The sequence below is a fragment of the Sinisalibacter aestuarii genome, from assembly GCF_027923545.1.
Classification (GTDB): Bacteria; Pseudomonadota; Alphaproteobacteria; order Rhodobacterales; family Rhodobacteraceae; genus Sinisalibacter; species Sinisalibacter aestuarii.
On sequence record NZ_BROH01000001.1, the window covers coordinates 825,520 to 847,801 of the forward strand.

Here is a 22,282-nt window from a genome sequence, read left to right on the forward strand (position 1 = left end):
CACCCTTTCATCTTGCCGCAAATATCCCGGGGGGTTTGGGGGGCAGCGCCCCCCATCTACCCGATCGCCGCCAGCGCATCCACCAGCTTGCCGGCGCCGAAGCGGAACGGGTCGGTCGCCGGCAGGCCCATGCGCGCCTCGACATCGGCGAGATAGGCGGCGGCTTCGTCCTCCGACATATGCTGGGTGTTGACCGAGATCGCCACCACCTCGCAGGCCGGGTTGGCCACCCGCGCCAGCGTGAGCGCCATGTCGCGCAGGTCTTCAAGGCCGGGCAGGGTGTAGCCGGGCAGGCCTCGCATATGGTCGCGGGTGGGTTCGTGGGCGAGGATCAGCGCATCGGGCTGGCCGCCATGGATCAGCGCCATCGTCACGCCGGAATAGGAAACGTGGAACAGGCTGCCCTGGCCCTCGATCAGATCCCAGTGATCGGGGTCGTTGTCGGGAGAGAGCCACTCGACGGCGCCGGCCATGAAATCGGCCACCACCGCATCGAGCGGCACGCCGTCGCCGGTGATCAGGATGCCGGTCTGACCGGTGGCGCGGAAGGTCGATTTCATCCCCCGCGCCTGCATCTCGCGGTCCATCGCCAGCGCGGTGTACATCTTGCCGACCGAGCAATCGGTGCCCACGGCCAGGCAGCGCTTGCCCGAGCGCTTCACGCCGTTGGCGATGGGGTAGTCCACCTCCGGCACCCGCACATCGTGCAGCGCCTGTCCGGTGGCCGCGGCCACGGCGACGAGATCGGGTTCGTCGGCAAGCAGGTTGTGCAGGCCGGAGGCGAGGTCGAACCCCTCTTCCAGGGCCTGCACCAGCACCTTTTTCCAGGCCGGGCTGATCACGCCGCCCCGGTTGGCGACGCCGATCACCAGCGTTTTCGCGCCGGCGGCCCTGGCTTCGGCAAGGGTCATGTCGGGCAGTTTCATATCGGCCTTGCAGCCCTCCATGCGGAACTGCCCGATGGCGTTTTCGGGGCGCCAGTCGCGAATACCCTGCGCCACCTTGGCGGCGAGTTGGTCCGGCGCATCGCCGAGGAAGAGAAGATAGGGGGTCTGAATCATATGTGCCTCCACAGTTGGATGGGAGAATCGCCCAGCATCTGAGCAAGAAGATCGCGTAGTTATGCGCATGAATTAATCATCTTCGAAGAATCTTGCGTATTTTGGCAAATATGCGGGATGCTGCCCCCGAATTCGCCGCGGTGCGGCGCGTTTTTGCTGCGGATGCGAGAATCGCCTTGCTGTGTGTTGGGCAATAATCTACCTCTCACCGAGCAACTGACGAAACAAACTTTCAAAGCCATTCGATACGGAGGTTTCCCATGTCGTTCCGCCGCCAGCCCCCGGCCCCCGCCCGCCCCAATCGCTGCCAGCTTTTCGGCCCCGGCTCGCGCCCTGAGCTGTTCGAGAAGATGGCCGCATCGGCGGCGGATGTGGTCAACCTCGATCTTGAAGACAGCGTCGCCCCCGACGACAAGGACAAGGCGCGCGCCAATATCATCGCCGCCACCCACGAGATCGACTGGGGCAACAAGTATCTCTCGGTGCGGATCAACGGGCTCGACACGCCGCATTGGTACAAGGACGTGGTGGAGCTGCTCGAAAACGCCTCCGACCGGCTCGACCAGATCATGATCCCGATGGTGGGCTGCGCCGAAGATATCTACGCCGTCGATGCGCTGGTGACCGCCATCGAACGGGCCAAGGGCCGCACCAGGCCGATCAGCTTCGAGGTGATCATCGAGACGGCGGCGGGCCTGGCTCATGTGGAAGCCATCGCCGCCGCCTCGCCGCGCCTGCAGGCGATGAGCCTCGGCTATGCCGATTTTGCCGCCTCGATGGGCATGGCCACCACCGGCATCGGCGGCACGCAGGAAAACTACTACATGATCCACGAGGGCCAGACCAACTACCCCGATCCGTGGCATTATGCGGTGTCGGCCATCGTTGCCGCCTGCCGCACCCATGGCGTGCTGCCGGTGGACGGGCCGTTTGGCGATTTCTCCGACGATGCCGCCTATATCGCCCATTCCCGCCGGGTGGCGACGCTGGGTATGGTCGGCAAATGGGCGATCCACCCCAAACAGGTGAAGCTCGCCAACGAGGTCTTCACCCCCTCCGCCGAAGCGGTGGCCGAAGCGCGCGAGATCCTCGCCGCGATGGAAGAGGCGAAGAAGAACGGCCTCGGCGCCACCACCTACAAGGGCAAGCTGATCGACATCGCCTCGATGAAACAGGCTGAGGTGATCGTGCGGATGGCCGAGTTGGTCGGCGGCTGACCTCCCGTCACCGTTCTGCATCGGAAACGCCCGGGATGGATTCCCGGGCGTTTTCGTCAGAGCGGCCTGATCGGCTGGCGCAGGATGGTCTTGAGGTTTTCCGGCGCGGTCCGGCGCGGGTCTGACAGGTAAATCTCGTGATGCGGACCGGCAAAGGTCAGCCCGGCGTCCGGCATCACCCGGTTGTGCAGATCGGCCAGAACCGGGGCTTCATCGGCATAGCTGCCGAGGTGCAGGGTTTGAAGGCAGTCGCCCTCGGTAAGCCGGATCAGCGATACCGGAGCGACCACGCCCTTCTTCTCCTTCGCCGCCGTCACCGTACCCTCGGTCACACTCTCCGGCATCCGGATCAGCGCCCGCCAGCGCCAGTCGTCACGCGCGCCGGCGGTGAAGGCGGCAGGATCGTCGGCCCACCAGAGCCCTTCCAGCGGCGGCACGCCAAAGTCGCGCCCCGCACCCTTTTCGCTGAACTTCACCGCATAGGCGACGCCGTAGAGCGCGCTCACCGCATCGGCCCAGGCGGGGCCGGACGGATCGCCCTTGCCGTCGATGGCGAGGAAGGGGAGCGCGGGCAGGGTCAGCCTGTCCCACCGGCCTTGTTTGCCGGTGTAATAGGCGCGGTCGGCCTTCTTCAGATCGAGCTTGGTCATTTGCCACCCTCCGGCGCCACGCGGGGCGCCCCTGCGCGGTGATCCTAAACCCTTCGCATTGGCGCGACAAATCTTGCCGAGTTGCAATTGGCCCCGTGCGCCCCTTATATCGGCCCCAGACAGTAATGGGGTTGCCGATGACCAATTACCTCGAATTCGAAAAGCCGCTTGCCGAGATCGAAGGCAAGGCCGAAGAACTGCGCGCGATGGCGCGGGCGAACGAGGAAATGGATGTCGAGAAGGAGGCTGCCGGGCTCGACCGCAAGGCCGAGCAGATTCTGGCCGACCTGTACAAGAACCTCACGCCCTGGCGCAAGACGCAGGTGGCCCGCCACCCCGACCGGCCCCATTGCAAGGATTACATCGAGGCGCTGTTCACCGAATATACCCCGCTTGCGGGGGACCGGAACTTTGCCGACGATCACGCGGTGATGGGCGGGCTTGCCCGGCTGGGCGATATGCCGGTGGTGGTGATCGGCCATGAGAAGGGGCACGACACCAAGAGCCGGATCGAGCGCAATTTCGGCATGGCCCGGCCCGAGGGTTACCGCAAGGCGATCCGGCTGATGGATCTGGCCGACCGGTTCGGCCTGCCGGTGGTGACGCTGATCGACACCGCCGGGGCCTATCCCGGCAAGGGCGCCGAGGAGCGGGGCCAGTCGGAAGCCATTGCGCGCTCGACCGAGAAATGCCTCAGCCTGAAGGTGCCGCTGGTGAGCGTGATCATCGGCGAGGGCGGGTCCGGCGGGGCGGTGGCCTTTGCCGCCGGCAACACGGTGATGATGCTGGAGCACTCGATCTACTCGGTGATCAGCCCCGAGGGCTGCGCCTCGATCCTGTGGAAAGACGCCGAAAAGATGCGCGAGGCGGCGGAAGCGCTGCGCCTGACCGCGCAGGACCTCAAGGCGCTGGGCGTGATCGACCGGATCATCTCGGAACCGCTCGGCGGCGCGCATCGCGGCGCGGGCCAGACGGTCTCGTCGGTGGGCCATGCCATCGAGACCGAGCTGAAGGCGCTGATGAAGAAGAAGCCCGACACGCTGCGCAAGGAGCGCCGCGACAAATTTCTGAATATGGGCACCAAGGGCCTCGCCGCCTGATCGTGCGGCGCGTGCCCGCCCGTCACTGATACCTGAGCGCCTCGATCGGATCGAGCCGGGCCGCGCGGCGGGCCGGGAAATAGCCGAAGATCACACCCACCAGCCCTGAAAAGACGAAGGCGCCCACCACGACCACGGTGCTGGGCACGAAGGGTGTGCCCAGTTGCATCGAGGCGAAGAAGGCGATGGCGAGGCCGAGCGCGATGCCGATCACGCCGCCCATGATCGACAGCACAACCGCTTCGACGAGGAATTGCAGCATCACCTGCCCGGCGGTCGCGCCCACGGCGAGGCGGATACCGATCTCGCGCGTGCGTTCGGTGACGGAGACGAGCATAATGTTCATGATCCCGATGCCGCCCACCAGCAGGCTGACGGCGGCGACGGCGGAGAGCAGGCCGGTCAGGGTCGAGGTGACCGCGGTCAGCATCGAGGCCATCTGCGCCATGTCCATTACGTTGAAATTGTCGGTTTCGGTGGCCGAGATGCTCCGCCGTTCGCGCATCAGCGCTTCGATCTCGGCGGTGGCGGTGTCGGTCGAATAGCCATCGGCCACGGCCACGGTGATCGAGTTTACGCCGGTGCTGCCGATCAGCCGGGTCTGCAGCGTGCGCATCGGGATCAGCACGACCGAGTCCTGGTCCATCCCGAAGCTGCCCGCGCCCTTTTCGGCCAGCACGCCGATCACCTTGCAGGAGAGCGCGCCGAGGCGGATGCGTTGGTCCAGCGGATCGGCGTCGCCAAAGAGATCTTCGAGCACCGTGTTACCCAGCAGGCAGACCGATTGCGCGCCGCTTTCCTCGGCCGAGGTGAAGGCCCGTCCGGCGACGATCTCCCAGTCCGTCGCGTCGAGATAGCGGCTGTCGGTGCCCACGGCCTGAGTGGTGATGGTTTCGCTGCCATAGAGCGCCGTCACGTTCTGGGTGCCATAGGGGGCGGCGGTGGCGACCGAGGGCAGTTCGTCGGCCAGCGCGTCGACATCGGCGAGCGTGAAGGCGGGAGCGGAGCCGCTGCGCCCCGGGCCCATGCCCGGCGCGCCCGGGCGCAGGGTGAGGATCGAGGTGCCCAGGCTTTCGACATCGGAGGTGACCTGCGCGGTCGAGCCTTGCCCGAGCGTGACCAGCGCGATCACGGCGGCCACGCCGATCACCACGCCCAGCACCGTCAGCACCGAACGCAGGGTGTTGCGGAAGATCGCCTGAAGCGCGAGCAGGAAGGTTTCCCAGATCATTGCGCCGCCTCCGTCAGATCGCCCGGCGCCGCGTGCTGGCTCTGGCCGGTGGGCGCGCCATCGGAGGTGATCTTGCCATCGGTCAGCCAGATGTGGCGCGGGGCATAGGCGGCCATGTCGTCTTCATGGGTGACCATGACGATGGTCATGCCCTGATCGTTCAGCTCGGCCAGCACCTTCATGATCTCGTGGCTTCGCTTCTGGTCGAGGTTGCCGGTGGGTTCGTCGGCGAGGATCACTTCGGGCTGGCCCACCAGGGCGCGGGCGATGGCCACGCGCTGCTGCTGGCCGCCCGACAGTTCGGACGGATCGTGATGCTCACGCCCGTTCAGCCCGACGCGGGCCAGCGCTTCGCGGGCCAGCGCCCGGCGCTCGTCGCGCGGCAAGCCCTGATAGATCAGCGGCAGCTCGACGTTTTCCAGCGCCGAGGCGCGCGCCAGCAGGTTGAAGCCCTGGAACACGAAACCGATATAGTTGCGCCGGATCAGCGCCCGCTGATCGCGGGTGAGCCCGGCCACATCGACCCCATCGAACAGATAGTGCCCGGCGGAGGGCGTATCGAGGCAACCGAGAATGTTCATCGCCGTCGATTTGCCCGAGCCGGACGGCCCCATGATGGCGACGAATTCGCCCCGCTCGATCGCAAAGTCGATCCCGGCCAGCGCAAATATCTCGGCCTCGCCTTCGCCGTAGCGCTTGGCGATGTTGCGGAATTCGATGAGCGGGGCGGTGTCGGCCATGATCCGTTCCTAATCCGACAGAAGCCGGGCAGTGATTACCAGATCGCCCTCGGCCAGCATATCCGAGACCACAACCGTGCGGCTGCCATCGGTTGCGCCGGTTTCCACGGCGAGCTGCACCGGCACCCCGTCGCGCATCACCCACAGGCTCTTGCCGTCGGCCCGCGCGCCGGTGCTGTTGCTGCCGGGGCGGCGTGGCATCAGCATACCGATCAGTCCACCGCCGCCGTCATTCTCGCTTTGGGCGTTGGCTTCCGGTGCCGCCGGTTGTGGGTGGACGTAGCGCAGCGCGGCATTGGGCACGGTCAGCGCGTCAGTCGCTTCCGCGACGACGATATCGGCCACCGCCGTCATCCCCGGCCGCAGCCGCAGATCGGGGTTCTCGACCGACAGGATGGCCTTGTAGATCACCAGCCCGTCGCTTTCCTCTGATGCGAAGCGCACCTGCGTCACCTGCGCGGTGAAAACCGCGGTGTCATAGGCTTCGACGGTGAAGGTGGCATTGTCGCCCGCCGAGACCTGGCCGATATCCGCCTCGGCGATATCGGCCTGCAGTTCCATCTGGCTGAGGTCTTCGGCAATGGTGAACAGCGTCGGCGCCGACAGCGAGGCGGCCACGATCTGCCCCGGCTCGGCCGCCACGTCGAGCACCACGCCGGTGATCGGGCTGGTGATCTCGGTCTTGTCGCGGCGGGCGATCTCGGCCTCGAAATTCGCCTCCGCCAGTGCGACATTGGCTTCGGCCACGTGATAGGCGGCTTCGGCGCGGGCAAGGGTCGCGCGGTTGCTGTCGAGGGTGGATTGAGTGACCACGCCCCGGTCGAACAGGCTCTGGCTGGTGGCATGGCTCTCGCGCGCCTCGTCGAGCGTGGCCTGTGCCGAGGCAAGCTGCGCTTCGGCGGCGGCATGGCTGGCGTTCAGCACGGCGAGCTGGGCGTCGATCTCGGTGGTATCCAGCCGGGCCAGAACCTCGCCCTCGTTCACCGTATCGTTGAAATCCACGAGCACCTCGATGAGCGTGCCGGAAAGTTCGGAGGAAATCTCGACCAGGTTGAGCGGTTCGATCGTGCCGGTGGCGGTGATCGTCACCTCAAGGTCTTCGCGGGTGACCGTATCGGTGCGGTAGCTCACGCTAGCGGAGGCATCCTGCCCGCCGCCCTGCAGATACCACCAGCCGCCGGCGGCCAGCGCGAGGACGAGCACAACCACACCCCACCGCCCCCAATGGCGCCTGTGCCCCGCTTTCGTGAGGGTTGCTTCGATTTCGGAACGGCGGTCGGTCATAATTCCACTCTCATGCGCATATAAGCATTCTTGACATGCGTAAAACGCGGGCGGGCCGGGAATCCGTCGCCAGAGCAGCGCCTTCCGCAGCGTCAGATCGACGCAATCTTGCGGCGGGCGTCACCGCCCCGGCCCTGCCTGCGCTTGACTCCCCTCCGCCGTCCGACCATATCGCGGAGACCTGACACAAGGACGAGGCAGCGGGCATCATGGCCGAGAAGAACGACGGTATCATGGAAACGGTCAAGACGATCTTCTGGGCGCTGCTGATCGCGGGTGTGTTCCGCTCGGTTTTCTTCCAGCCCTTCTTCATCCCTACCGGCTCGATGAAAGACACGCTGCTGATCGGTGATTTCGTCTTCGTCAACAAGATGGCCTATGGCTATTCCAAGTATTCCTGCCCGTTCTCGATGTGCCCGATTCCGGGCCGCATCCTCGGCAGCGAGCCTGAGCGCGGCGATATCGTCGTGTTCCGCCATCCGACGCTCAACACCGACTACGTCAAGCGCGTGATCGGCCTGCCGGGCGACCGCGTCCAGATGAAAGAGGGCATCCTCTATCTCAACGGCGAGGCCGCGGCGCAGGTGCCCGCGGGCACGTTTGAGGAAGTGTTCGAGCGTCAGGGCAGTTTCGGGACCGTGCCGAAATGCGCCAACGCGCCGGTGGGCGAGGGCGGCATCTGCGTGAAGGACCGCTTTACCGAGACCTTGCCGGACGGCGTGTCGCATGACGTGCTGAACGTCGAGACCTATCCCGGCATGCCCGACAACACCGATGTTTACACCGTGCCGGCGGGCCATTTCTTCTTCATGGGCGACAACCGCGACAATTCCACCGACTCGCGCTTCGACCAGCGCGCCGGCGGCGTCGGCATGGTGCCGTTCGACTATCTGCTCGGCCGGGTCGACCGGGTGATGTTCTCGGCGGCGGGCAAGCGGATGGTCTATTTCTGGACCTGGCGTTCGGACCGCTTCTTCAAAAAGGTCGAATGAAGCTCTCGGCCGATCTCAAAGCCTTCTCGGGCCGGATCGGGCACGATTTCGCGCGCCCCGACCTCCTGATCCGCGCCCTCACGCACGGCTCCTTCGGCTCGGATACGCGGCCCGATAACCAGCGGCTCGAATTTCTGGGCGACCGGGTGCTGGGGCTGGTGATGGCCGAGGCGCTGCTGGCCTCCGACAAATCCGCCTCCGAGGGCCAGCTTGCGCCGCGCTACAACGCGCTGGTGCGCAAGGAAACCTGCGCCGACGTGGCCCGTGAGGTCGATCTGGGCGGGGTGCTGAAGCTGGGGCGGTCGGAGATGCTTTCGGGCGGGCGGCGCAAGCAGGCACTGCTCGGCGACGCGATGGAAGCGGTGATCGCCGCCGTCTACCTCGATGCCGGTTTCGATGCGGCGCGCGACATGGTGCTGCGGCTCTGGGGCAAGCGGGTCGAGACCGTCGAGGCCGATGCCCGCGATGCCAAGACCAGTCTGCAGGAATGGGCGCAGGCGCGCGGGATGCAGCCGCCGCGCTATATCGAGAAGGGCCGCGAGGGGCCGGACCATGCGCCCGTTTTCACCATCGAGGCGCGTCTGGACAATGGCGAGGCCGAGACGGCCCGGGCGCCTTCGAAGCGCGTTGCCGAACAGGCGGCCGCGAAAGCGCTTCTGGATCGGCTGGGCGGATAGGCGATGGAACCGGGCGAACGGGCGGCACTGAAGCTTTTGAGCGGCCTGTTGGCCGAGGCGCATCAGCCGTGGTGGCTGATCGGCCCGGCGGCGGTGGCGCTGCTTGGTGGCGAGGCGGGGAGCTACACGCGGTTCGAGGTCATCGTTTCGCCCGGCGATGCCCGGCGGCTGGCCGAGGCGCGGGGCCTTGACCTGGCGCGCGGCCCGGCGACGGCGCTCCAGCGCGCCCGCAAGTCGCTGTCGCTTCCGCTTGGCGGGATCGAGGCGCGGCTGATGGTCTGGGCCGAGCAGCATCTGGGCGGGCGCTGGGTGCCGATGCAGCCGAAAACCCGGGTGGCGATCGACCTCGGCGATGGCCGCCAGGTCTTCACACCGGACCGTGCCGAGCTTATCTCGCTTCTCAAGCGCACTGGCCGGGCGCGTGATCTTGCCCGCGCCGCCAGCCTGGAAGGGGCCCCATGAGCACCGCGACGCCGCTGCCGAAATTCGACATCACCGCTGAGGAGATCGACCAGCTCGTTGCGCTGTTCTACAAGCGCATCCGCTGGCACCCGATGCTGGGGCCGATCTTCGCCCGCGCGATCGCCGAGGAAGACGGGCCGGAATGGCGCGCGCATGAGGCCAAGATCGCCGCGTTCTGGCGCAATGCCGTGGGGCTGGACCGTGCCTATGACGGCAACCCGATGCGCGTGCATGTCGAAAACCCGGACGTGCGGCCCGGCATGTTTTCAACCTGGCTCGATCTGTTCCACATCACGGCAGCAGAAGTGCTGAGCCCGGAGAAGGCCGCGAATATGTCGGCGCTGGCCGAGAGGATCGGGCAGGGGCTGCGTTATGGCGTGACCCAGCGCGGCCAGGTTCGCGGCGCGCCGCCGGTGTTGCGCTGACCGCCCCGTCGGTTGCGCGCGCCTTGCGGCGGAACGCACCTTGCGCTCTTTCGCACATGCAGCATAATCGGCGCAGGGTAGGACGGGAGAGCTCGACGTGGCGGGCCCGAAACTCCACATCACCGGCGCCGCCTGCACGGGGGCGACAACGCTTGGCCGCCATCTGGCCGAGGCGCTGGGCGTGCCGCTGCTCGATACCGACGATTTCTACTGGCGGCCCACCGATCCGCCCTTCACCGACAAACGCCCGGCAGCGGCACGGATCGCGCTGATGCAGGAGGCGATGGGCGAGGACGGCTGGATCATTTCGGGCTCGATCGACGGCTGGGGCGATCCGCTGCTGGTCGGGGCCGATCTGATCGTCTTCCTCACCGCGCCGACCGCGATGCGCCTGGCCCGGCTGAAGGCCCGGGAGCGGCGGCGCTTCGGCGAACGGATCGCGCCGGGGGGCGACATGGAGGGGGTGCACGCGAACTTTCTCGTCTGGGCCTCGCAATATGACGATACCGGCTTTCCCGGCCGCTCGCGGCTGCGGCATGAGACCTGGCTGGCCGAGCAAACCGTGCCGGTGCTCCGGCTCGATGCCCGCCAGCCGCCTGACCGGCTTGCAGCGGAGGTGCTGGCCCGGCTGGCGGAAATGGGATATGGCGCGGGCGGAGAACCCAAGGAAAACGCCACATGACCACGCGCGCGGGCTTCGTCGCCCTGATCGGAGAGCCCAATGCGGGCAAATCCACCCTTACCAACACGCTGGTGGGGGCCAAGGTTTCCATCGTCACGCACAAGGTGCAGACCACACGGGCGCGCATTCGTGGCGTTGCTCTCGAAGGCGAGAGCCAGATCGTGCTGGTGGATACGCCCGGTCTGTTCCGCCCGCGCCGTCGGCTCGACCGGGCGATGGTGGCCGCCGCCTGGGCGGGGGTGACGGATGCGGATGTGGTGGTGCTGATGATCGAGGCGCATCGCGGCATGACCGAGGGCGTCGAGCGCATCCTCGAAGGCTTGGGGGAACTTGCCAGAGGGCAGGTTGTGGCGTTGGCGATCAACAAGATCGACAAGGTGAAAGCCGAGGAGTTGCTTGCACTCGCCAAGGCGATGAATGACCGCTACCCCTTTGCCGAGACCTTCATGATCTCGGCCGAGAAGGGGCATGGCGTGGGCGCGCTCAGGACCTGGCTGGCAGAGCGGATGCCGGAAGGGCCGTGGCTCTACCCCGAAGACCAGATCGCCGACGTGCCGCTTTACATGATTGCCGCCGAGATCACCCGCGAGAAGCTCACGCTGCGGCTGCATCAGGAACTCCCGTATCAGCTCACGGTCGAGACCGAGAACTGGGAGGAGCGCAAGGATGGTTCGGTGCGGATCGACCAGCTGATCTACGTCGCCCGCGACGGCCACAAGGGGATCGTGCTGGGCAAGAAGGGCGAGACGGTGAAAGCGGTGAGCCAGGCGGCGCGGGCCGAACTGGAAGAGTTTCTTGGCCGCAAGGTGCATCTGTTTTTGCAGGTGAAGGTGCGGCCCGGCTGGCTTGAAGAGGCCGAGCGCTATTCCGAGATGGGGCTGGATTTCAAGGACGGCAATTCGTGAGCCGGCTCGCCGCCGGTATCTGGGTCGGGGCCTACCTCGCCCGGCTGCAGGCGGAGGGGATCCCGGTCTACGTCGTCGCGCGGGGCGACGAAACGGCAGGCGCCGTTCTGGTCAAGCTGGCCACGATGGACGGGCAGGCGGTGGCTTATCAGCGCGTCGTCGATCTGTTGGCGGGCACGCGGAAATGGGATGTGCTGGCCGAAGGCGCGGAGTGCGAGGTCGACGCCGCTATCGCCCGACAGCGCGGGTTCGATCCCGACCTGTGGGTGATCGAGGTGGAGGATGCCCGCGGGCGGCATATGCTGGACGAACCCGGCCTCAGCGAGTGAGCGCGCGGGCGAGGCCCAGCACTGCCAGCCCGGCGAGGAAGAAGGCCAGGGCCAACCCCGCCCCGTTCAACGCCACCCCGCCATAGCCGAGCGTGGTGACATCGAGGAACGGATAGGGGTATTGCCCGGTGATGGCACCGCGGATCAGCGCGTAAGCCGTGTAGCCAAGCGGCCAGATCAGCCACAGCAGAGCGTCGCGCAGGCCCAGCCCGGCCTTTGGCGCGAAAGCGAGCCACCAGAGGAGGGTGAGCAGCGGCATGGCGCTGTGCAACCCCTGATCGGCCCACCAGGCCAGCCCCTCGGGCGCCCAGAGCCGCGCCAGCAACAGGTGGTAGACCACGCCGACGATGGCGATCCAGAGGGCGAGGCCCGCGAGCCAGGATGGGCCGAGACTCGCGCCGCGCCAGGCGATCACGAAAAAGCTGAGCGTGGCCAGCACATTGGTCAGTACGGTGAAATACCCCGCGAGCAGCCAGAGCGTTGCGCCGATGCCGCCGGTGAGGGCGTGACTCACGGCGCATTGCGCCGCAAGCGCGGCCAGCCCGGTGAGGGCGACGAGGCCCGCGGCAAGGCGGGCGGGGGTGGCGAGGGCGCGAGTCATCGCCGCGAGTATCGTGGCGCTGCGGCCCCCGTACAATCCCTTGCGCGCCGGCCGGGGGCATGGAAGATGCGGGCATGGACTGGCGCGACGAAGGCACGCTTCTGAGCGTGCGACGGCATGGCGAGACCTCGGCGATCATCGAGGTGTTTACCGCCGCTCACGGGCGGCATGCGGGCGTGGTGCGCGGCGGCACCTCGCGCAAGATCGCTCCCGTGCTCCAGCCCGGCGCGCAGCTTGACGTGAGCTGGCGCGCGCGGCTCGAGGAACATATCGGTGCCTTCACCGTGGAGCCGTTGAAAAGCCGTGCGGCGGCGGTGATGGGCGACCGCGCGGCGCTGGCCGGGCTCAATGCGATGACGGCGCTGCTCGCCTTCGCGCTGCCCGAGCGCGAGCCGCATCCCCGGCTCTATGCCCAAAGCGTGCAGATGTTCGATCTGCTGGGGCAAACCGGGGCCTGGCCGGTGGCGTATCTGCAATGGGAACTCGCCTTGCTGGAAGAGCTGGGCTTTGGCCTCGATCTTTCCGCCTGCGCGGTCACGGGCATGGCGGACGACCTTGCCTATGTCAGCCCGAAATCGGGCCGCGCGGTGAGCGCCGAAGGGGCGGGGGAATGGGCCGACCGGCTGCTGCCGCTGCCGCCGGAGCTGTTGGGGGTGGTGACGGACGACCTCGCGGGGCTTGCCGACGGGCTGCGCACCACGGGCTTCTTCCTTGAAACCGGGCTGGCCCATTCGCTGGGCGACCGGCCCTTGCCCGATGCCCGCGCCCGGCTGGTGGACCGGCTGAGCCGAAAGCGCTGAGCAGGGCGGCGCTCAGGCGTCCTGCAAGGCCAGCAGCGCGGCGGTGAGGGTGGACAATGCGCTGTCATTCGCCGCGGCATCGCCCGGCAGCACCTGCATGCCGAGAAAGGCGCTGTAAAGCAGCCGGGGAAAATCGGGGTTGGTGAGGCCGAGCGCATGCAGCACCGATCCGATATAGGCGAGGCGGGCAAGGTCCACTTCGGCAACGGCATTCGTCACCGTATGGTCAAACTGCGCCCAGGCACGCATTGCGGCTTCCTGCGCTCTGTCGCCACTGATCGCGGCGAGGCCGTGAAGCCGCTCGGCGGGTGTGGCTCTTGCTTCAGCGGCCTGCGACAGCGCGGCGATTGCGGTTTTTTCCCAATGCGTGGCAAGGCGGGCGCGGTACTCCGGTACATCTTTGAAATGCCAATAGAAACTGCCCTTCGTTGCGCCGAGGGCGCGGGCCAGCGGCTCGGCTTTCAGCGCCTCGGGGCCGGTTTTGGCCAGGGCCGAAAGTCCGGCGCGCAGCCAGTCATCGGCGCTGAGGCGGCGTTTGGGGTCAGGCATGACGGCTCCATACGTATGCGTAGAGATACGATAGCGTATGGAGCCGTTTTGTACAAGCTAGCGCCGCTTGTCCTTCATCACCTGTTTTATCATGCGCCCGAAGGCGCGGTCATGGGCATGGGCTTCGGCGATGGAGCGGGCGTTGCGCGCATCTTCGCGCCGCAGCTTTTGCCAGCGCCCAAGCCGGTCGGGATCGAGTGCACCCGTGGTGATCGCCGCCTGCACCGCGCAGCCCGGTTCGCTTTCGTGCTGGCAATCGGAAAAGCGGCATTGCCCGGCCAGTTCCGCGATATCGTCGAACACCGCGTCGATCCCGGCCTCGACGCCCGCGAGCCGCAAGGCGCGCATCCCCGGCGTGTCGATCAGCCAGCCGCCCTGCGCGAGCGGGTGAAATTCCCGCGAGGTGGTGGTGTGGCGGCCCTTCGCATCGTCTTCGCGGATACCCTGCGTGGCGATCTCCGCGCCGGTGAGCGTGGTGGCCAGGGTGGACTTGCCCACGCCAGACGAGCCAAGCAGCGCCACCGTCTGCCCCGGCCCGCACCAATCGGCCAGCGCCAGCACCGTCGTTCCGTCGCGCGCATCGAGGGTGACGACCGGCACGGCGGCTGCGATCTGCCGGAGCGCCGCATGGAACGGCGCGGGATCGTCGCAGAGATCGGCCTTGGTCAGCACGAATACCGGCGCGACCCCGCCGTCATAGGCCAGCGCCAGATAGCGCTCCAGCCGGGCCGGGTTGAAATCGGCATTCATCGAGGTGGCGATGAACAGCGTGTCGACATTGGCGGCAATGAGCTGGTCGCGCGCGTCCACCCCGGCGGCGCGGCGGTGAAGCAGGCTTTTGCGGTCGAGCACGCGCGCGACGCGGGCCCGGTCGGGATCGACGAGCACCCAATCGCCCACCGCGACCTCGCCGGTGGTGAGGCCGGGCGGCAGATGCAGGCTCATGGACCCGGTTTCGGTGAGCACGTCGAGCCGGTCTCGGTGAACGGCGCTGACGCGGGCGGGCGGCAGGACGCCGATTTCGTCAATCGCGAGCTGGCGCAGGAAATCGGCGGACCAGCCCAAAGAAGAGAGGGAATGTTGTGTCAATACTTCAGCCTCGTGAGAACCACGTTGAAAGCGCCCATAGGCGCCGTTCGGTGGGGCGATGGCCGGTATGGCCGCGCCCCTATGGTTCAGGCGACAAGCATCAAAGCTCCGTTTTGACCGGGTCAGCCTAGCACATTTCATCGCGGTGCGAAATCGCGCATCGGGCCGGAATGGTCCGGCGGGGGACGGGGGTGGTGACATGGATATGGCGCCGGGCATTCCACCAGGCGGCAGCCGGTGGAGTTCCCGTCACCAGAAACGAAAACGGGCCAGCCCGGAGGCCGGCCCGTTCCTGTTTGCCGCGCCGCACTCAATCGGCGGTGAGCAGCGGCGGTTTTTTCTTCGAGGTGATGCGGGCTTTTTCCGGCTCTTCGACACGCAGGTCGATCTTGCCGTCCTTCACGCCCACCTTGACGATCCCGCCCTTGGTGAGCTTGCCGAACAGCAGCTCTTCCGCCAGCGGCTTCTTGATGTGCTCCTGGATCACACGGGCCAGAGGCCTGGCGCCCATCTTGTCGTCGTAGCCCTTGTCGGCCAGCCATTCGGCGGCCTTCTTGGTGAGTTCGATGGTCACGTTGCGGTCCATCAACTGGGCTTCGAGCTGCAGCACGAATTTCTCGACCACCTGCAGGATCACCTCCTTGCCGAGCGGCGCGAAGTTGATCACCGCGTCGAGGCGGTTGCGGAATTCCGGGCTGAAGGTGCGCTCGATGGCGGCGGTGTCTTCGCCTTCGCGGCGGGAGCGGCCGAAGCCGATGGCCTCTTTCGCCTGTTCCTGCGCGCCGGCGTTGGAGGTCATGATCACCACCACATTGCGGAAGTTCACCGTCCGCCCGTTATGGTCGGTCAGCTCGCCGTGATCCATCACCTGCAACAGGATGTTGTAGACATCCGGATGCGCCTTCTCGATCTCGTCGAGCAGCAGCACGCAATGCGGGTGCTGGTCGACGCCATCGGTGAGCAGCCCGCCCTGATCGAAGCCGACATAGCCCGGCGGCGCGCCGATCAGCCGCGAAACCGCGTGCTTCTCCATGTATTCCGACATGTCGAAGCGCAGCAGTTCCACCCCGAGATTGTCGGCCAGTTGCCGCGCCACTTCGGTCTTGCCAACGCCCGTCGGCCCGGCAAACAGGTAGTTGCCAATGGGCTTCTCAGGTTCGCGCAGGCCCGCGCGGGCCAGCTTGATGGCGCTGGCGAGCGCGTCGATCGCATCGTTCTGGCCGAAGACCACGCGCTTGAGCTTCTTCTCAAGGTCGCGCAGCGTTTCGGCATCGTCCTTCGAGACGTTTTTCGGGGGGATGCGGGCGATCTTCGCGACGATCTCCTCGATATCCTTCACGCCGATGGATTTCTTGCGCTTGGAGGCCACCAGCAGGTGCTGCGCCGCGCCGGCCTCGTCGATCACGTCGATGGCCTTGTCGGGCAGCTTGCGGTCGTTGATGTAGCGGTCGGACAGTTCCACCGCCGTCTTGATCGCATCATTGGTGTATTTGATGTGGTGATGCTCCTCGAAATGGGGCTTGAGCCCCTTGAGGATCTTGATCGTGTCTTCCACCGAGGGCTCGTTCACGTCGATCTTCTGGAACCGGCGGCTGAGCGCGCGGTCCTTCTCGAAGTGCTGGCGGAACTCCTTGTAGGTGGTCGAACCCATCGTGCGCAGCTTGCCGCCCTGCAGCGCCGGTTTGAGCAGGTTGGACGCATCCATCGCGCCGCCCGAGGTGGCGCCGGCGCCGATCACGGTGTGGATTTCGTCGATGAACAGCACCGCGTCCGGGTGGGCCTCAAGCTCGTTCACCACGGCCTTCAGCCGCTCCTCGAAATCGCCGCGGTAGCGCGTGCCGGCCAGAAGCGCGCCCATGTCGAGCGAGTAGATCGTGGTTTTCGACAGCACTTCCGGCACATCGCCCTTGATGATCTTGAAGGCGAGGCCCTCGGCGATGGCGGTTTTGCCGACGCCGGGATCGCCGACCAGCAGCGGGTTGTTCTTGCGGCGGCGGCAGAGCACCTGGATGCAGCGCTCGACCTCGAAATCGCGGCCGATCAGCGGGTCGATATCGCCCTTCTGGGCCTTGGTGTTGAGATCGACGCAATATTTGCCGAGCGCCGTGTCGCCCTGCTGTTCGTCGTCGCCGCCCGAGGCGTCGCTGCCGGATTCCTCGAATTCCGGTGTGCCGCTCACTGGCCGGGTTTCGCCGTAGGACGGATCCTTGGCGACGCCGTGGGCGATGAAGTTGACCGCGTCGTAGCGCGTCATGTCCTGTTCCTGCAGGAAATAGGCGGCGTTGGATTCGCGCTCGGCGAAGATCGCCACCAGCACATTGGCGCCGGTCACCTCGGTGCGGCCGGAGCTTTGCACATGGATCGCGGCGCGCTGGATCACCCGCTGGAAGGCGGCGGTGGGCACCGCTTCGGAGCCTTCGATATTGGTTTCCAGCGTGGTCAGATCTTCGTCGATATATTTCACCAGTGTCGCGCGAAGCTCTTCGAGGTTCACGCTACAGGCCTTCATCACGCGCGCCGCGTCGGGCTCGTCGATGAGCGCGAGCAACAGGTGTTCGAGCGTGGCGAGCTCGTGCCGCCGCTCGTTGGCCTGTGCGAGCGCTGCGTGGATGGCCTGTTCTAGCGTATTGGAAAAGGCTGGCACCTTGTTCCCTCCTGGTTCGCGTTGGGAAGTCGCCCAAGGATTGGGCGAATTCGACCCTGTTCCGATACTACCAGACTTCGGGTTTCTCGGCGCGTCTTCAAGCCTTTTGTGTGAAAAAGGCCGTCACGTGAATGCGAGTGGCCGCAAATTTAGGCTGCGCCGCTCAGAATTTGTCCTTTGCCGCGCGGATATGGGCGAAGACGTCCACATCCGCCGCGTCCGCCATACCCAGCCCGGCCTTCACCTCGGGCAGCGCGGCGCGCAGGAACGGGTTGGTGGCCTTTTCCAGCGCCAGGGCCGAGGGCACGGTGGGCACGTTCATCGCGCGGGCGCGCGCGGTCTCGTCGTTGCGGCGGGCGAGGGCGGCGTTGTCCGGCTCGATGGTTGCGGCAAAGCGGCCATTGGCGGTGGTGTATTCATGGCCGGAGCAGACCAGCGTATCGTCGGGCAGGGCGGCGAGGCCGGAGAGCGTTTGCCACATCTGTGCGGGCGTGCCCTCGAACAGCCGCCCACAGCCCAGCGCCATCAGGCTGTCGCCGGTAAACACCGCGCCGGCGCGCGGCAGGTAATAGGCGACATGGCCGACAGTATGGCCGGAGGCCTCCATTACATGCACCTCGCGGCCCCACATGTCGTAGATCTGGCCGGGCTCCACCGCAGTGTCGAGCGGCGGCAGGCGGTGAGCGTCGCGCGCGGCGCCGATCACTTCCGGGTGGAAGGCGGCCACAAGCTCGCCCACACCGTCGATATGGTCGCCGTGATGGTGGGTGATGAAGATGTGCGTGAGCTGCCAGTTCTGCTTTTCCAGCTCGCGCTGGATCGGCCAGGCTTCGGGCGCATCGAACAGAGCGGTGGCGCCGGTCTTCCGGTCGTGAACGAGAAAAGCGTAATTGTCTGCGAGGCAGGGGACGGTTTCGACTTCAAGGGTCATGCGGGGCTCCTTGCGATTGATCGGATGTTGCCGAAACCGGGCGGCAGGTGCAACATGATGACATGGTAAACAAAACGGGCATGACGCCAGTGCATAGCAATGCCGATGTGCTGGAAGACGGGCGGCTCTCCGCCCCCGCCGCCGTGCGCAATGCGCCTGCCATCGTCGCCGCGCTTGCGCCGCTGGTGCCCGAACGGGGCCGGGTGCTGGAGATCGCGGCGGGCACCGGCGAGCATGCGGTGGCGCTCGCGCGGGCCTTCCCCGGCCTCGACTGGCAGCCCAGCGACATCGCGCCCGAGCGGCTTGCGAGCGTCGATGCCTGGCGCGCTGCCGAGGGGATTGCCAATATGCGCGTGGCGCAATGGCTCGACGCGACGACGCCCGACTGGGCGGTCTTGCCGGTCGATATTGTCTATCTCGCCAACCTGTTCCACCTGCTGCCCGCTGCGGCGGCGGCGAATGTGATCCGGGGGGCGGCGCGGGTGCTGGTGCCGGGCGGCATGTTCTTCGCCTATGGCCCGTTTCGCACCGGCGGCGGGTTTCGCTCGGAAAGCGATGCGGCGTTCCACGCCCGCCTCGCGGCGGCGGATTCCGGGATGGGGTACAAAGACCTCGAATGGATCGAGGAGATTGCCGCCGCCGCCGGGCTGCGCCGCCGGGCCGTGATCGAGATGCCGGCGAACAACCTGATCGTGGCGCTGGTGCGGGGCTGACCCGCCCGGCAGGCCACGGGCCGATCTGGTCTCTGGCGAATCCCCCGCGATGGGTTACTGTCGCGCCATGCATCTCGATGTGCGCGACCTGAAAGCCTTTTACTACCGCTCCGCACTGGGCCGCGCGGCGCAGCGTGCCGTGCGCGAGCAGTTGCGCGCCTGGTGGCCCGATGCGAAGGGGCAGACGGTGGTGGGCTTCGGCTTTGCCGTGCCGCTCCTGCGCCCCTTTCTGGGCGAAGCGCGCCGGGTGATCGGGCTGATGCCCGCGCCGCAGGGGGTGATGCCCTGGCCGGCGGGGATGCCCAATGTGTCGGTGCTGTCGGAAGAGGCGCTCTGGCCGGTCGACACCGGCGCCGTCGACAAGCTGGTGATGATGCATGGGCTGGAGGGCTCGACCGGCCCCGATGCCCTGCTGGCCGAAACCTACCGGGCGCTGGGGCCGGGCGGGCGGGGCGTGTTTATCGTGCCGAACCGGGCCGGTCTCTGGTCGCGCTCCGACACCACGCCGTTCGGCTTCGGCCGCCCGTTCAGCATCGGCCAGCTCGAAGCGCAATTGCGGCTGCATGGCTTTTCGGTCGAACGCCACACGGCCGCGTTGTTCCAGCCGCCATCGGACAAGCGATTCTGGCTCAAGACCGGGCCGGTCTGGGAACGCACCGGGCGCCGGCTGTCGATGGCGCTTGCGGGTGGCGTTCTGATGGTCGAGGCGACCAAGCAGGTGCCCGCTCCCAGGCGCCCGGGTCTGGGCGAGCGGGTGAAACGGCCGCTGAGCGTGCTGGAGGGCCTCGGCCTGCCGGAACCGTCGCGCAAGACCTGAGCCCGGACGGGCAGGGAATCGCCAGCGAATCCGCCCAAAATCCGGGCAGGGGCGAGCGGCAAAAACGCGCAGTTTGGCGCTGTGCCCGCAACCCCTTGGGATCAGAAAGCGTATGTTGGCGTTAAACCTGCGCAACAGTGTTGCGGGACGGGGAAGCCTCTGCTAGACCCACGCCGATTTCAGATGGCTCGCAACCGCGCGGCATCGAAGAGGCCGCCCCGTTCTGCAAAGGCAGAGCACGATGGGGCTAAAGACATCGGAAGGGTGGACGTGTCCGAAGCTTCGATCTCGACTGGCATCGCCCAGCGTTACGCAACGGCTGTTTTCGAACTGGCCAAGGAAGGCAAGTCGCTTGCCGCCGTGGAAAAAGACCTCGACGCGCTTGAAGCGGCTCTGGCCGACAGTGCCGAGCTTTCGGCGATGATCGGCTCGCCGGTCTATTCCCGTCAAGACATGGCCAAGGCGGTTGCCGCCCTGTCGGCCAAGATGAAACTCTCGCCCGCGCTCTCGGGCGCGCTGGGTGTGATGGCCGAGAAGCGCCGCCTTTTCGTGCTGCCGCAACTGCTCGCCGCGCTGCGCGCCCAGATTGCCGAAGACAAGGGCGAAGTCACCGCCGATGTCACCGCCGCCAAGGCGATGACCAAGGCGCAGCAAGACAAGCTCGCCAAGGCGCTCAAGGCGTCGGTGGGCAAAGACGTGAAAATCAATCTGGCCGTCGATGAAAGCCTCATCGGCGGTCTTGTCGTGAAAGTGGGCTCGAAGATGATCGACAGCTCGATCCGCTCGCGCCTGAATGCACTGCAGAATTCCATGAAAGAGGTCGGATAAGACAATGGGTATCCAAGCAGCCGAAATCTCTGCGATCCTGAAGGAGCAGATCAAGAACTTTGGCCAGGAGGCCCAGGTGGCCGAAGTGGGCCGCGTGCTGTCCGTCGGTGACGGTATTGCGCGCGTGCATGGCCTCGACAGCTGCCAGGCTGGCGAGATGGTCGAATTCCCCGGTGGCATCCGTGGCATGGCGCTGAACCTCGAAGCCGACAATGTCGGCGTCGTGATCTTCGGCTCCGACCGCGACATCAAGGAAGGCGACACCGTCAAGCGCACCAACTCGATCGTGGACGTGCCGGTGGGCAACGAACTGCTTGGCCGCGTCGTCGACGCGCTCGGCAACCCGATCGACGGCAAAGGCCCGATCAAGTCGAAAGAGCGCTCGGTTGCCGACGTGAAGGCGCCCGGCATCATCCCGCGTAAATCGGTGCACGAGCCGATGGCGACCGGCCTCAAGTCGGTTGACGCCATGATCCCGATCGGCCGTGGCCAGCGGGAACTCATCATCGGCGACCGCCAGACCGGCAAGACCGCCGTGGCGCTCGACACGATCCTCAACCAGAAGAGCTACAACGAAGCCGCCGGCGACGACGAATCGAAAAAGCTCTACTGCGTCTACGTCGCTGTCGGCCAGAAGCGCTCGACCGTGGCCCAGCTGGTGAAGAAGCTCGAGGAAGCGGGTGCGATGGAATATTCCATCGTCGTGGCCGCCACCGCCTCGGACCCGGCGCCGATGCAATATCTCGCCCCCTACACCGCCACCGCGATGGGCGAATTCTTCCGCGACAATGGCCGCCACGCGCTGATGATCTACGATGACCTGTCCAAACAGGCCGTCGCCTATCGTCAGATGTCGCTGCTGCTGCGCCGTCCGCCGGGGCGTGAAGCCTATCCGGGCGACGTGTTCTACCTGCATTCCCGCCTGCTCGAACGTTCGGCCAAGCTGAACGAAGATCACGGCGCGGGCTCGCTGACGGCGCTGCCGATCATCGAAACCCAGGGCGGCGACGTGTCGGCCTTTATCCCGACCAACGTGATCTCGATCACCGACGGCCAGATCTTCCTCGAAACCGAGCTGTTCTACCAGGGCATCCGCCCGGCCGTGAACACCGGCCTGTCGGTGTCGCGCGTGGGCTCCTCGGCCCAGACGAAAGCGATGTCCTCGGTCGCCGGTCCGGTGAAACTGTCGCTCGCCCAGTACCGCGAGATGGCGGCCTTCGCTCAGTTCGGTTCCGACCTCGACGCCGCGACCCAGAAGCTGCTGAACCGCGGTGCGCGCCTGACCGAGCTGATGAAGCAGCCGCAATACTCGCCGCTGACCAACGCCGAGATCGTCTGCGTCATCTATGCCGGCGTGAACGGCTACCTCGACAAGATCGACGTGAAGGATGTGGGCCGCTTCGAGCAGGGTCTGCTGACGCATCTGCGCACCAACGAGAAGGCGCTTCTCGACGACATCACCAACAACGACCGCAAGGTGAAAGACGAGCTGGCCGACAAGATCAAAGCCGCGCTCGACGCTTACGCCAACGGCTTCGCGTAAGTTTGGTGGTGA

Annotated in this window: 24 protein-coding genes; 14 read left to right on the top strand and 10 right to left on the bottom strand. The window is 66.4% G+C overall.

The window, feature by feature from the left end; genetic code table 11:
• Positions 1-56: 56 nt before the first annotated feature.
• The gene (gene dgcN, locus QMG28_RS04180) at positions 57-1,061 is read right to left on the bottom strand and encodes an N-acetyltransferase DgcN (RefSeq protein ID WP_281840895.1); all 1,005 of its coding nucleotides are present in this window, start codon (positions 1,059-1,061) and stop codon (positions 57-59) included.
• A 260-nt stretch (positions 1,062-1,321) separates the two neighbouring features.
• Here dgcN and QMG28_RS04185 point away from each other — a divergent pair, with 260 nt between their 5' ends.
• Positions 1,322-2,278: an L-malyl-CoA/beta-methylmalyl-CoA lyase gene (locus tag QMG28_RS04185; protein ID WP_281840896.1), complete on the top strand. Its 957-nt coding sequence runs from the start codon at positions 1,322-1,324 to the stop codon at positions 2,276-2,278.
• A 56-nt stretch (positions 2,279-2,334) separates the two neighbouring features.
• On the opposite strand, the gene QMG28_RS04190 is transcribed toward QMG28_RS04185, so the two are convergent.
• On the bottom strand, positions 2,335-2,928 hold the full coding sequence (locus QMG28_RS04190) for a GyrI-like domain-containing protein (protein WP_281840897.1): 594 nt from the start codon (positions 2,926-2,928) through the stop codon (positions 2,335-2,337).
• Positions 2,929-3,065: 137 nt separating this feature from the next.
• Between QMG28_RS04190 and QMG28_RS04195 the strand changes: the two genes are divergently transcribed.
• Positions 3,066-4,028 (top strand): acetyl-CoA carboxylase carboxyltransferase subunit alpha, encoded by a 963-nt coding sequence (locus tag QMG28_RS04195; RefSeq protein WP_281840898.1) that lies wholly within the window; start codon positions 3,066-3,068, stop codon positions 4,026-4,028.
• Positions 4,029-4,050: 22 nt separating this feature from the next.
• Here QMG28_RS04195 and QMG28_RS04200 read toward each other — a convergent pair whose 3' ends face one another.
• Genes QMG28_RS04200 through QMG28_RS04210 form a run of 3 tightly spaced genes read right to left on the bottom strand, consistent with a single transcriptional unit; the run spans position 4,051 to position 7,208 of the window.
• The gene (locus QMG28_RS04200) at positions 4,051-5,259 is read right to left on the bottom strand and encodes an ABC transporter permease (RefSeq protein WP_281840899.1); all 1,209 of its coding nucleotides are present in this window, start codon (positions 5,257-5,259) and stop codon (positions 4,051-4,053) included.
• Positions 5,256-5,999 (bottom strand): ABC transporter ATP-binding protein, encoded by a 744-nt coding sequence (locus QMG28_RS04205; protein ID WP_281840900.1) that lies wholly within the window; start codon positions 5,997-5,999, stop codon positions 5,256-5,258. The genes QMG28_RS04200 and QMG28_RS04205 overlap by 4 nt, the downstream gene beginning before the upstream one ends.
• A 9-nt stretch (positions 6,000-6,008) precedes the next feature.
• On the bottom strand, positions 6,009-7,208 hold the full coding sequence (locus QMG28_RS04210; protein ID WP_281840901.1) for an efflux RND transporter periplasmic adaptor subunit: 1,200 nt from the start codon (positions 7,206-7,208) through the stop codon (positions 6,009-6,011).
• 284 nt (positions 7,209-7,492) lie between these two features.
• On the opposite strand from QMG28_RS04210, the gene lepB reads away from it, so the two are divergent.
• The 7 genes from lepB to QMG28_RS04245 all read left to right on the top strand — a co-directional run bounded on the left by lepB (position 7,493) and on the right by QMG28_RS04245 (position 11,755).
• Positions 7,493-8,275, top strand: a complete 783-nt coding sequence (gene lepB, locus QMG28_RS04215; protein ID WP_281840902.1) for a signal peptidase I — start codon at positions 7,493-7,495, stop codon at positions 8,273-8,275.
• Positions 8,272-8,952 carry a ribonuclease III gene (gene rnc / locus QMG28_RS04220; RefSeq protein ID WP_281840903.1) on the top strand — a complete coding sequence of 227 codons (681 nt, stop codon included), beginning with the start codon at positions 8,272-8,274 and terminating at the stop codon, positions 8,950-8,952. The genes lepB and rnc overlap by 4 nt, the downstream gene beginning before the upstream one ends.
• Before the next feature lie 3 nt (positions 8,953-8,955).
• Positions 8,956-9,414: a hypothetical protein gene (locus QMG28_RS04225; protein ID WP_281840904.1), complete on the top strand. Its 459-nt coding sequence runs from the start codon at positions 8,956-8,958 to the stop codon at positions 9,412-9,414.
• Complete coding sequence (locus QMG28_RS04230; RefSeq protein ID WP_281840905.1) at positions 9,411-9,839, top strand: group III truncated hemoglobin; 429 nt, start codon at positions 9,411-9,413, stop codon at positions 9,837-9,839. Before QMG28_RS04225 ends, QMG28_RS04230 begins: the two co-directional genes overlap by 4 nt.
• 97 nt (positions 9,840-9,936) lie before the next feature.
• On the top strand, positions 9,937-10,521 hold the full coding sequence (locus QMG28_RS04235) for a P-loop NTPase family protein (protein ID WP_281840906.1): 585 nt from the start codon (positions 9,937-9,939) through the stop codon (positions 10,519-10,521).
• Positions 10,518-11,426: a GTPase Era gene (era, locus tag QMG28_RS04240; protein ID WP_281840907.1), complete on the top strand. Its 909-nt coding sequence runs from the start codon at positions 10,518-10,520 to the stop codon at positions 11,424-11,426. The genes QMG28_RS04235 and era overlap by 4 nt, the downstream gene beginning before the upstream one ends.
• Entirely contained in the window at positions 11,423-11,755 is a 333-nt protein-coding gene (locus tag QMG28_RS04245; protein ID WP_281840908.1) for a DUF1491 family protein, read from the top strand. Before era ends, QMG28_RS04245 begins: the two co-directional genes overlap by 4 nt.
• On the opposite strand, the gene QMG28_RS04250 is transcribed toward QMG28_RS04245, so the two are convergent.
• Positions 11,745-12,356 carry a Pr6Pr family membrane protein gene (locus tag QMG28_RS04250; RefSeq protein WP_281840909.1) on the bottom strand — a complete coding sequence of 204 codons (612 nt, stop codon included), beginning with the start codon at positions 12,354-12,356 and terminating at the stop codon, positions 11,745-11,747. The genes QMG28_RS04245 and QMG28_RS04250 overlap by 11 nt on opposite strands.
• A 74-nt stretch (positions 12,357-12,430) precedes the next feature.
• Here QMG28_RS04250 and recO point away from each other — a divergent pair, with 74 nt between their 5' ends.
• A complete protein-coding gene (gene recO / locus QMG28_RS04255) occupies positions 12,431-13,156 on the top strand; it encodes a DNA repair protein RecO (protein WP_281841065.1) in 726 nt (241 codons plus the stop codon).
• A gap of 12 nt (positions 13,157-13,168) precedes the next feature.
• Here recO and QMG28_RS04260 read toward each other — a convergent pair whose 3' ends face one another.
• The 4 genes from QMG28_RS04260 to gloB form a co-directional block, all read right to left on the bottom strand.
• Complete coding sequence (locus QMG28_RS04260) at positions 13,169-13,705, bottom strand: TetR/AcrR family transcriptional regulator (protein ID WP_281840910.1); 537 nt, start codon at positions 13,703-13,705, stop codon at positions 13,169-13,171.
• Positions 13,706-13,762: 57 nt separating this feature from the next.
• On the bottom strand, positions 13,763-14,794 hold the full coding sequence (rsgA, locus tag QMG28_RS04265; protein ID WP_281840911.1) for a ribosome small subunit-dependent GTPase A: 1,032 nt from the start codon (positions 14,792-14,794) through the stop codon (positions 13,763-13,765).
• 310 nt (positions 14,795-15,104) lie between these two features.
• Positions 15,105-17,438 carry an ATP-dependent Clp protease ATP-binding subunit ClpA gene (gene clpA, locus QMG28_RS04270; RefSeq protein WP_281840912.1) on the bottom strand — a complete coding sequence of 778 codons (2,334 nt, stop codon included), beginning with the start codon at positions 17,436-17,438 and terminating at the stop codon, positions 15,105-15,107.
• 163 nt (positions 17,439-17,601) lie between these two features.
• Positions 17,602-18,369 (bottom strand): hydroxyacylglutathione hydrolase, encoded by a 768-nt coding sequence (gloB, locus tag QMG28_RS04275; protein WP_281840913.1) that lies wholly within the window; start codon positions 18,367-18,369, stop codon positions 17,602-17,604.
• A gap of 62 nt (positions 18,370-18,431) precedes the next feature.
• Between gloB and QMG28_RS04280 the strand changes: the two genes are divergently transcribed.
• The 4 genes from QMG28_RS04280 (at position 18,432) to atpA (ending at position 22,270) form a co-directional block, all read left to right on the top strand.
• Complete coding sequence (locus QMG28_RS04280; protein ID WP_281840914.1) at positions 18,432-19,082, top strand: DUF938 domain-containing protein; 651 nt, start codon at positions 18,432-18,434, stop codon at positions 19,080-19,082.
• Positions 19,083-19,149: 67 nt separating this feature from the next.
• Positions 19,150-19,899 carry a class I SAM-dependent methyltransferase gene (locus tag QMG28_RS04285; RefSeq protein ID WP_281841066.1) on the top strand — a complete coding sequence of 250 codons (750 nt, stop codon included), beginning with the start codon at positions 19,150-19,152 and terminating at the stop codon, positions 19,897-19,899.
• 270 nt (positions 19,900-20,169) lie between these two features.
• A complete protein-coding gene (locus QMG28_RS04290) occupies positions 20,170-20,727 on the top strand; it encodes a F0F1 ATP synthase subunit delta (protein ID WP_281840915.1) in 558 nt (185 codons plus the stop codon).
• A 4-nt stretch (positions 20,728-20,731) separates the two neighbouring features.
• Positions 20,732-22,270: a F0F1 ATP synthase subunit alpha gene (gene atpA, locus QMG28_RS04295; RefSeq protein WP_281840916.1), complete on the top strand. Its 1,539-nt coding sequence runs from the start codon at positions 20,732-20,734 to the stop codon at positions 22,268-22,270.
• The last annotated feature ends 12 nt before the right edge of the window (positions 22,271-22,282 follow it).

What these genes read in the sequence shown, in the direction of transcription:
- dgcN (WP_281840895.1), bottom strand. Translation starts at nt 1,061, where the DNA reads ATGATTCAGACCCCCTATCTTCTCTTCCTCGGCGATGCGCCGGACCAA.
- QMG28_RS04185 (WP_281840896.1), top strand. Translation starts at nt 1,322, where the DNA reads ATGTCGTTCCGCCGCCAGCCCCCGGCCCCCGCCCGCCCCAATCGCTGC.
- QMG28_RS04190 (WP_281840897.1), bottom strand. Translation starts at nt 2,928, where the DNA reads ATGACCAAGCTCGATCTGAAGAAGGCCGACCGCGCCTATTACACCGGC.
- QMG28_RS04195 (WP_281840898.1), top strand. Translation starts at nt 3,066, where the DNA reads ATGACCAATTACCTCGAATTCGAAAAGCCGCTTGCCGAGATCGAAGGC.
- QMG28_RS04200 (WP_281840899.1), bottom strand. Translation starts at nt 5,259, where the DNA reads ATGATCTGGGAAACCTTCCTGCTCGCGCTTCAGGCGATCTTCCGCAAC.
- QMG28_RS04205 (WP_281840900.1), bottom strand. Translation starts at nt 5,999, where the DNA reads ATGGCCGACACCGCCCCGCTCATCGAATTCCGCAACATCGCCAAGCGC.
- lepB (WP_281840902.1), top strand. Translation starts at nt 7,493, where the DNA reads ATGGCCGAGAAGAACGACGGTATCATGGAAACGGTCAAGACGATCTTC.
- rnc (WP_281840903.1), top strand. Translation starts at nt 8,272, where the DNA reads ATGAAGCTCTCGGCCGATCTCAAAGCCTTCTCGGGCCGGATCGGGCAC.
- QMG28_RS04225 (WP_281840904.1), top strand. Translation starts at nt 8,956, where the DNA reads ATGGAACCGGGCGAACGGGCGGCACTGAAGCTTTTGAGCGGCCTGTTG.
- QMG28_RS04230 (WP_281840905.1), top strand. Translation starts at nt 9,411, where the DNA reads ATGAGCACCGCGACGCCGCTGCCGAAATTCGACATCACCGCTGAGGAG.
- era (WP_281840907.1), top strand. Translation starts at nt 10,518, where the DNA reads ATGACCACGCGCGCGGGCTTCGTCGCCCTGATCGGAGAGCCCAATGCG.
- QMG28_RS04250 (WP_281840909.1), bottom strand. Translation starts at nt 12,356, where the DNA reads ATGACTCGCGCCCTCGCCACCCCCGCCCGCCTTGCCGCGGGCCTCGTC.
- recO (WP_281841065.1), top strand. Translation starts at nt 12,431, where the DNA reads ATGGACTGGCGCGACGAAGGCACGCTTCTGAGCGTGCGACGGCATGGC.
- QMG28_RS04260 (WP_281840910.1), bottom strand. Translation starts at nt 13,705, where the DNA reads ATGCCTGACCCCAAACGCCGCCTCAGCGCCGATGACTGGCTGCGCGCC.
- gloB (WP_281840913.1), bottom strand. Translation starts at nt 18,369, where the DNA reads ATGACCCTTGAAGTCGAAACCGTCCCCTGCCTCGCAGACAATTACGCT.
- QMG28_RS04280 (WP_281840914.1), top strand. Translation starts at nt 18,432, where the DNA reads ATGGTAAACAAAACGGGCATGACGCCAGTGCATAGCAATGCCGATGTG.
- QMG28_RS04285 (WP_281841066.1), top strand. Translation starts at nt 19,150, where the DNA reads ATGCATCTCGATGTGCGCGACCTGAAAGCCTTTTACTACCGCTCCGCA.
- atpA (WP_281840916.1), top strand. Translation starts at nt 20,732, where the DNA reads ATGGGTATCCAAGCAGCCGAAATCTCTGCGATCCTGAAGGAGCAGATC.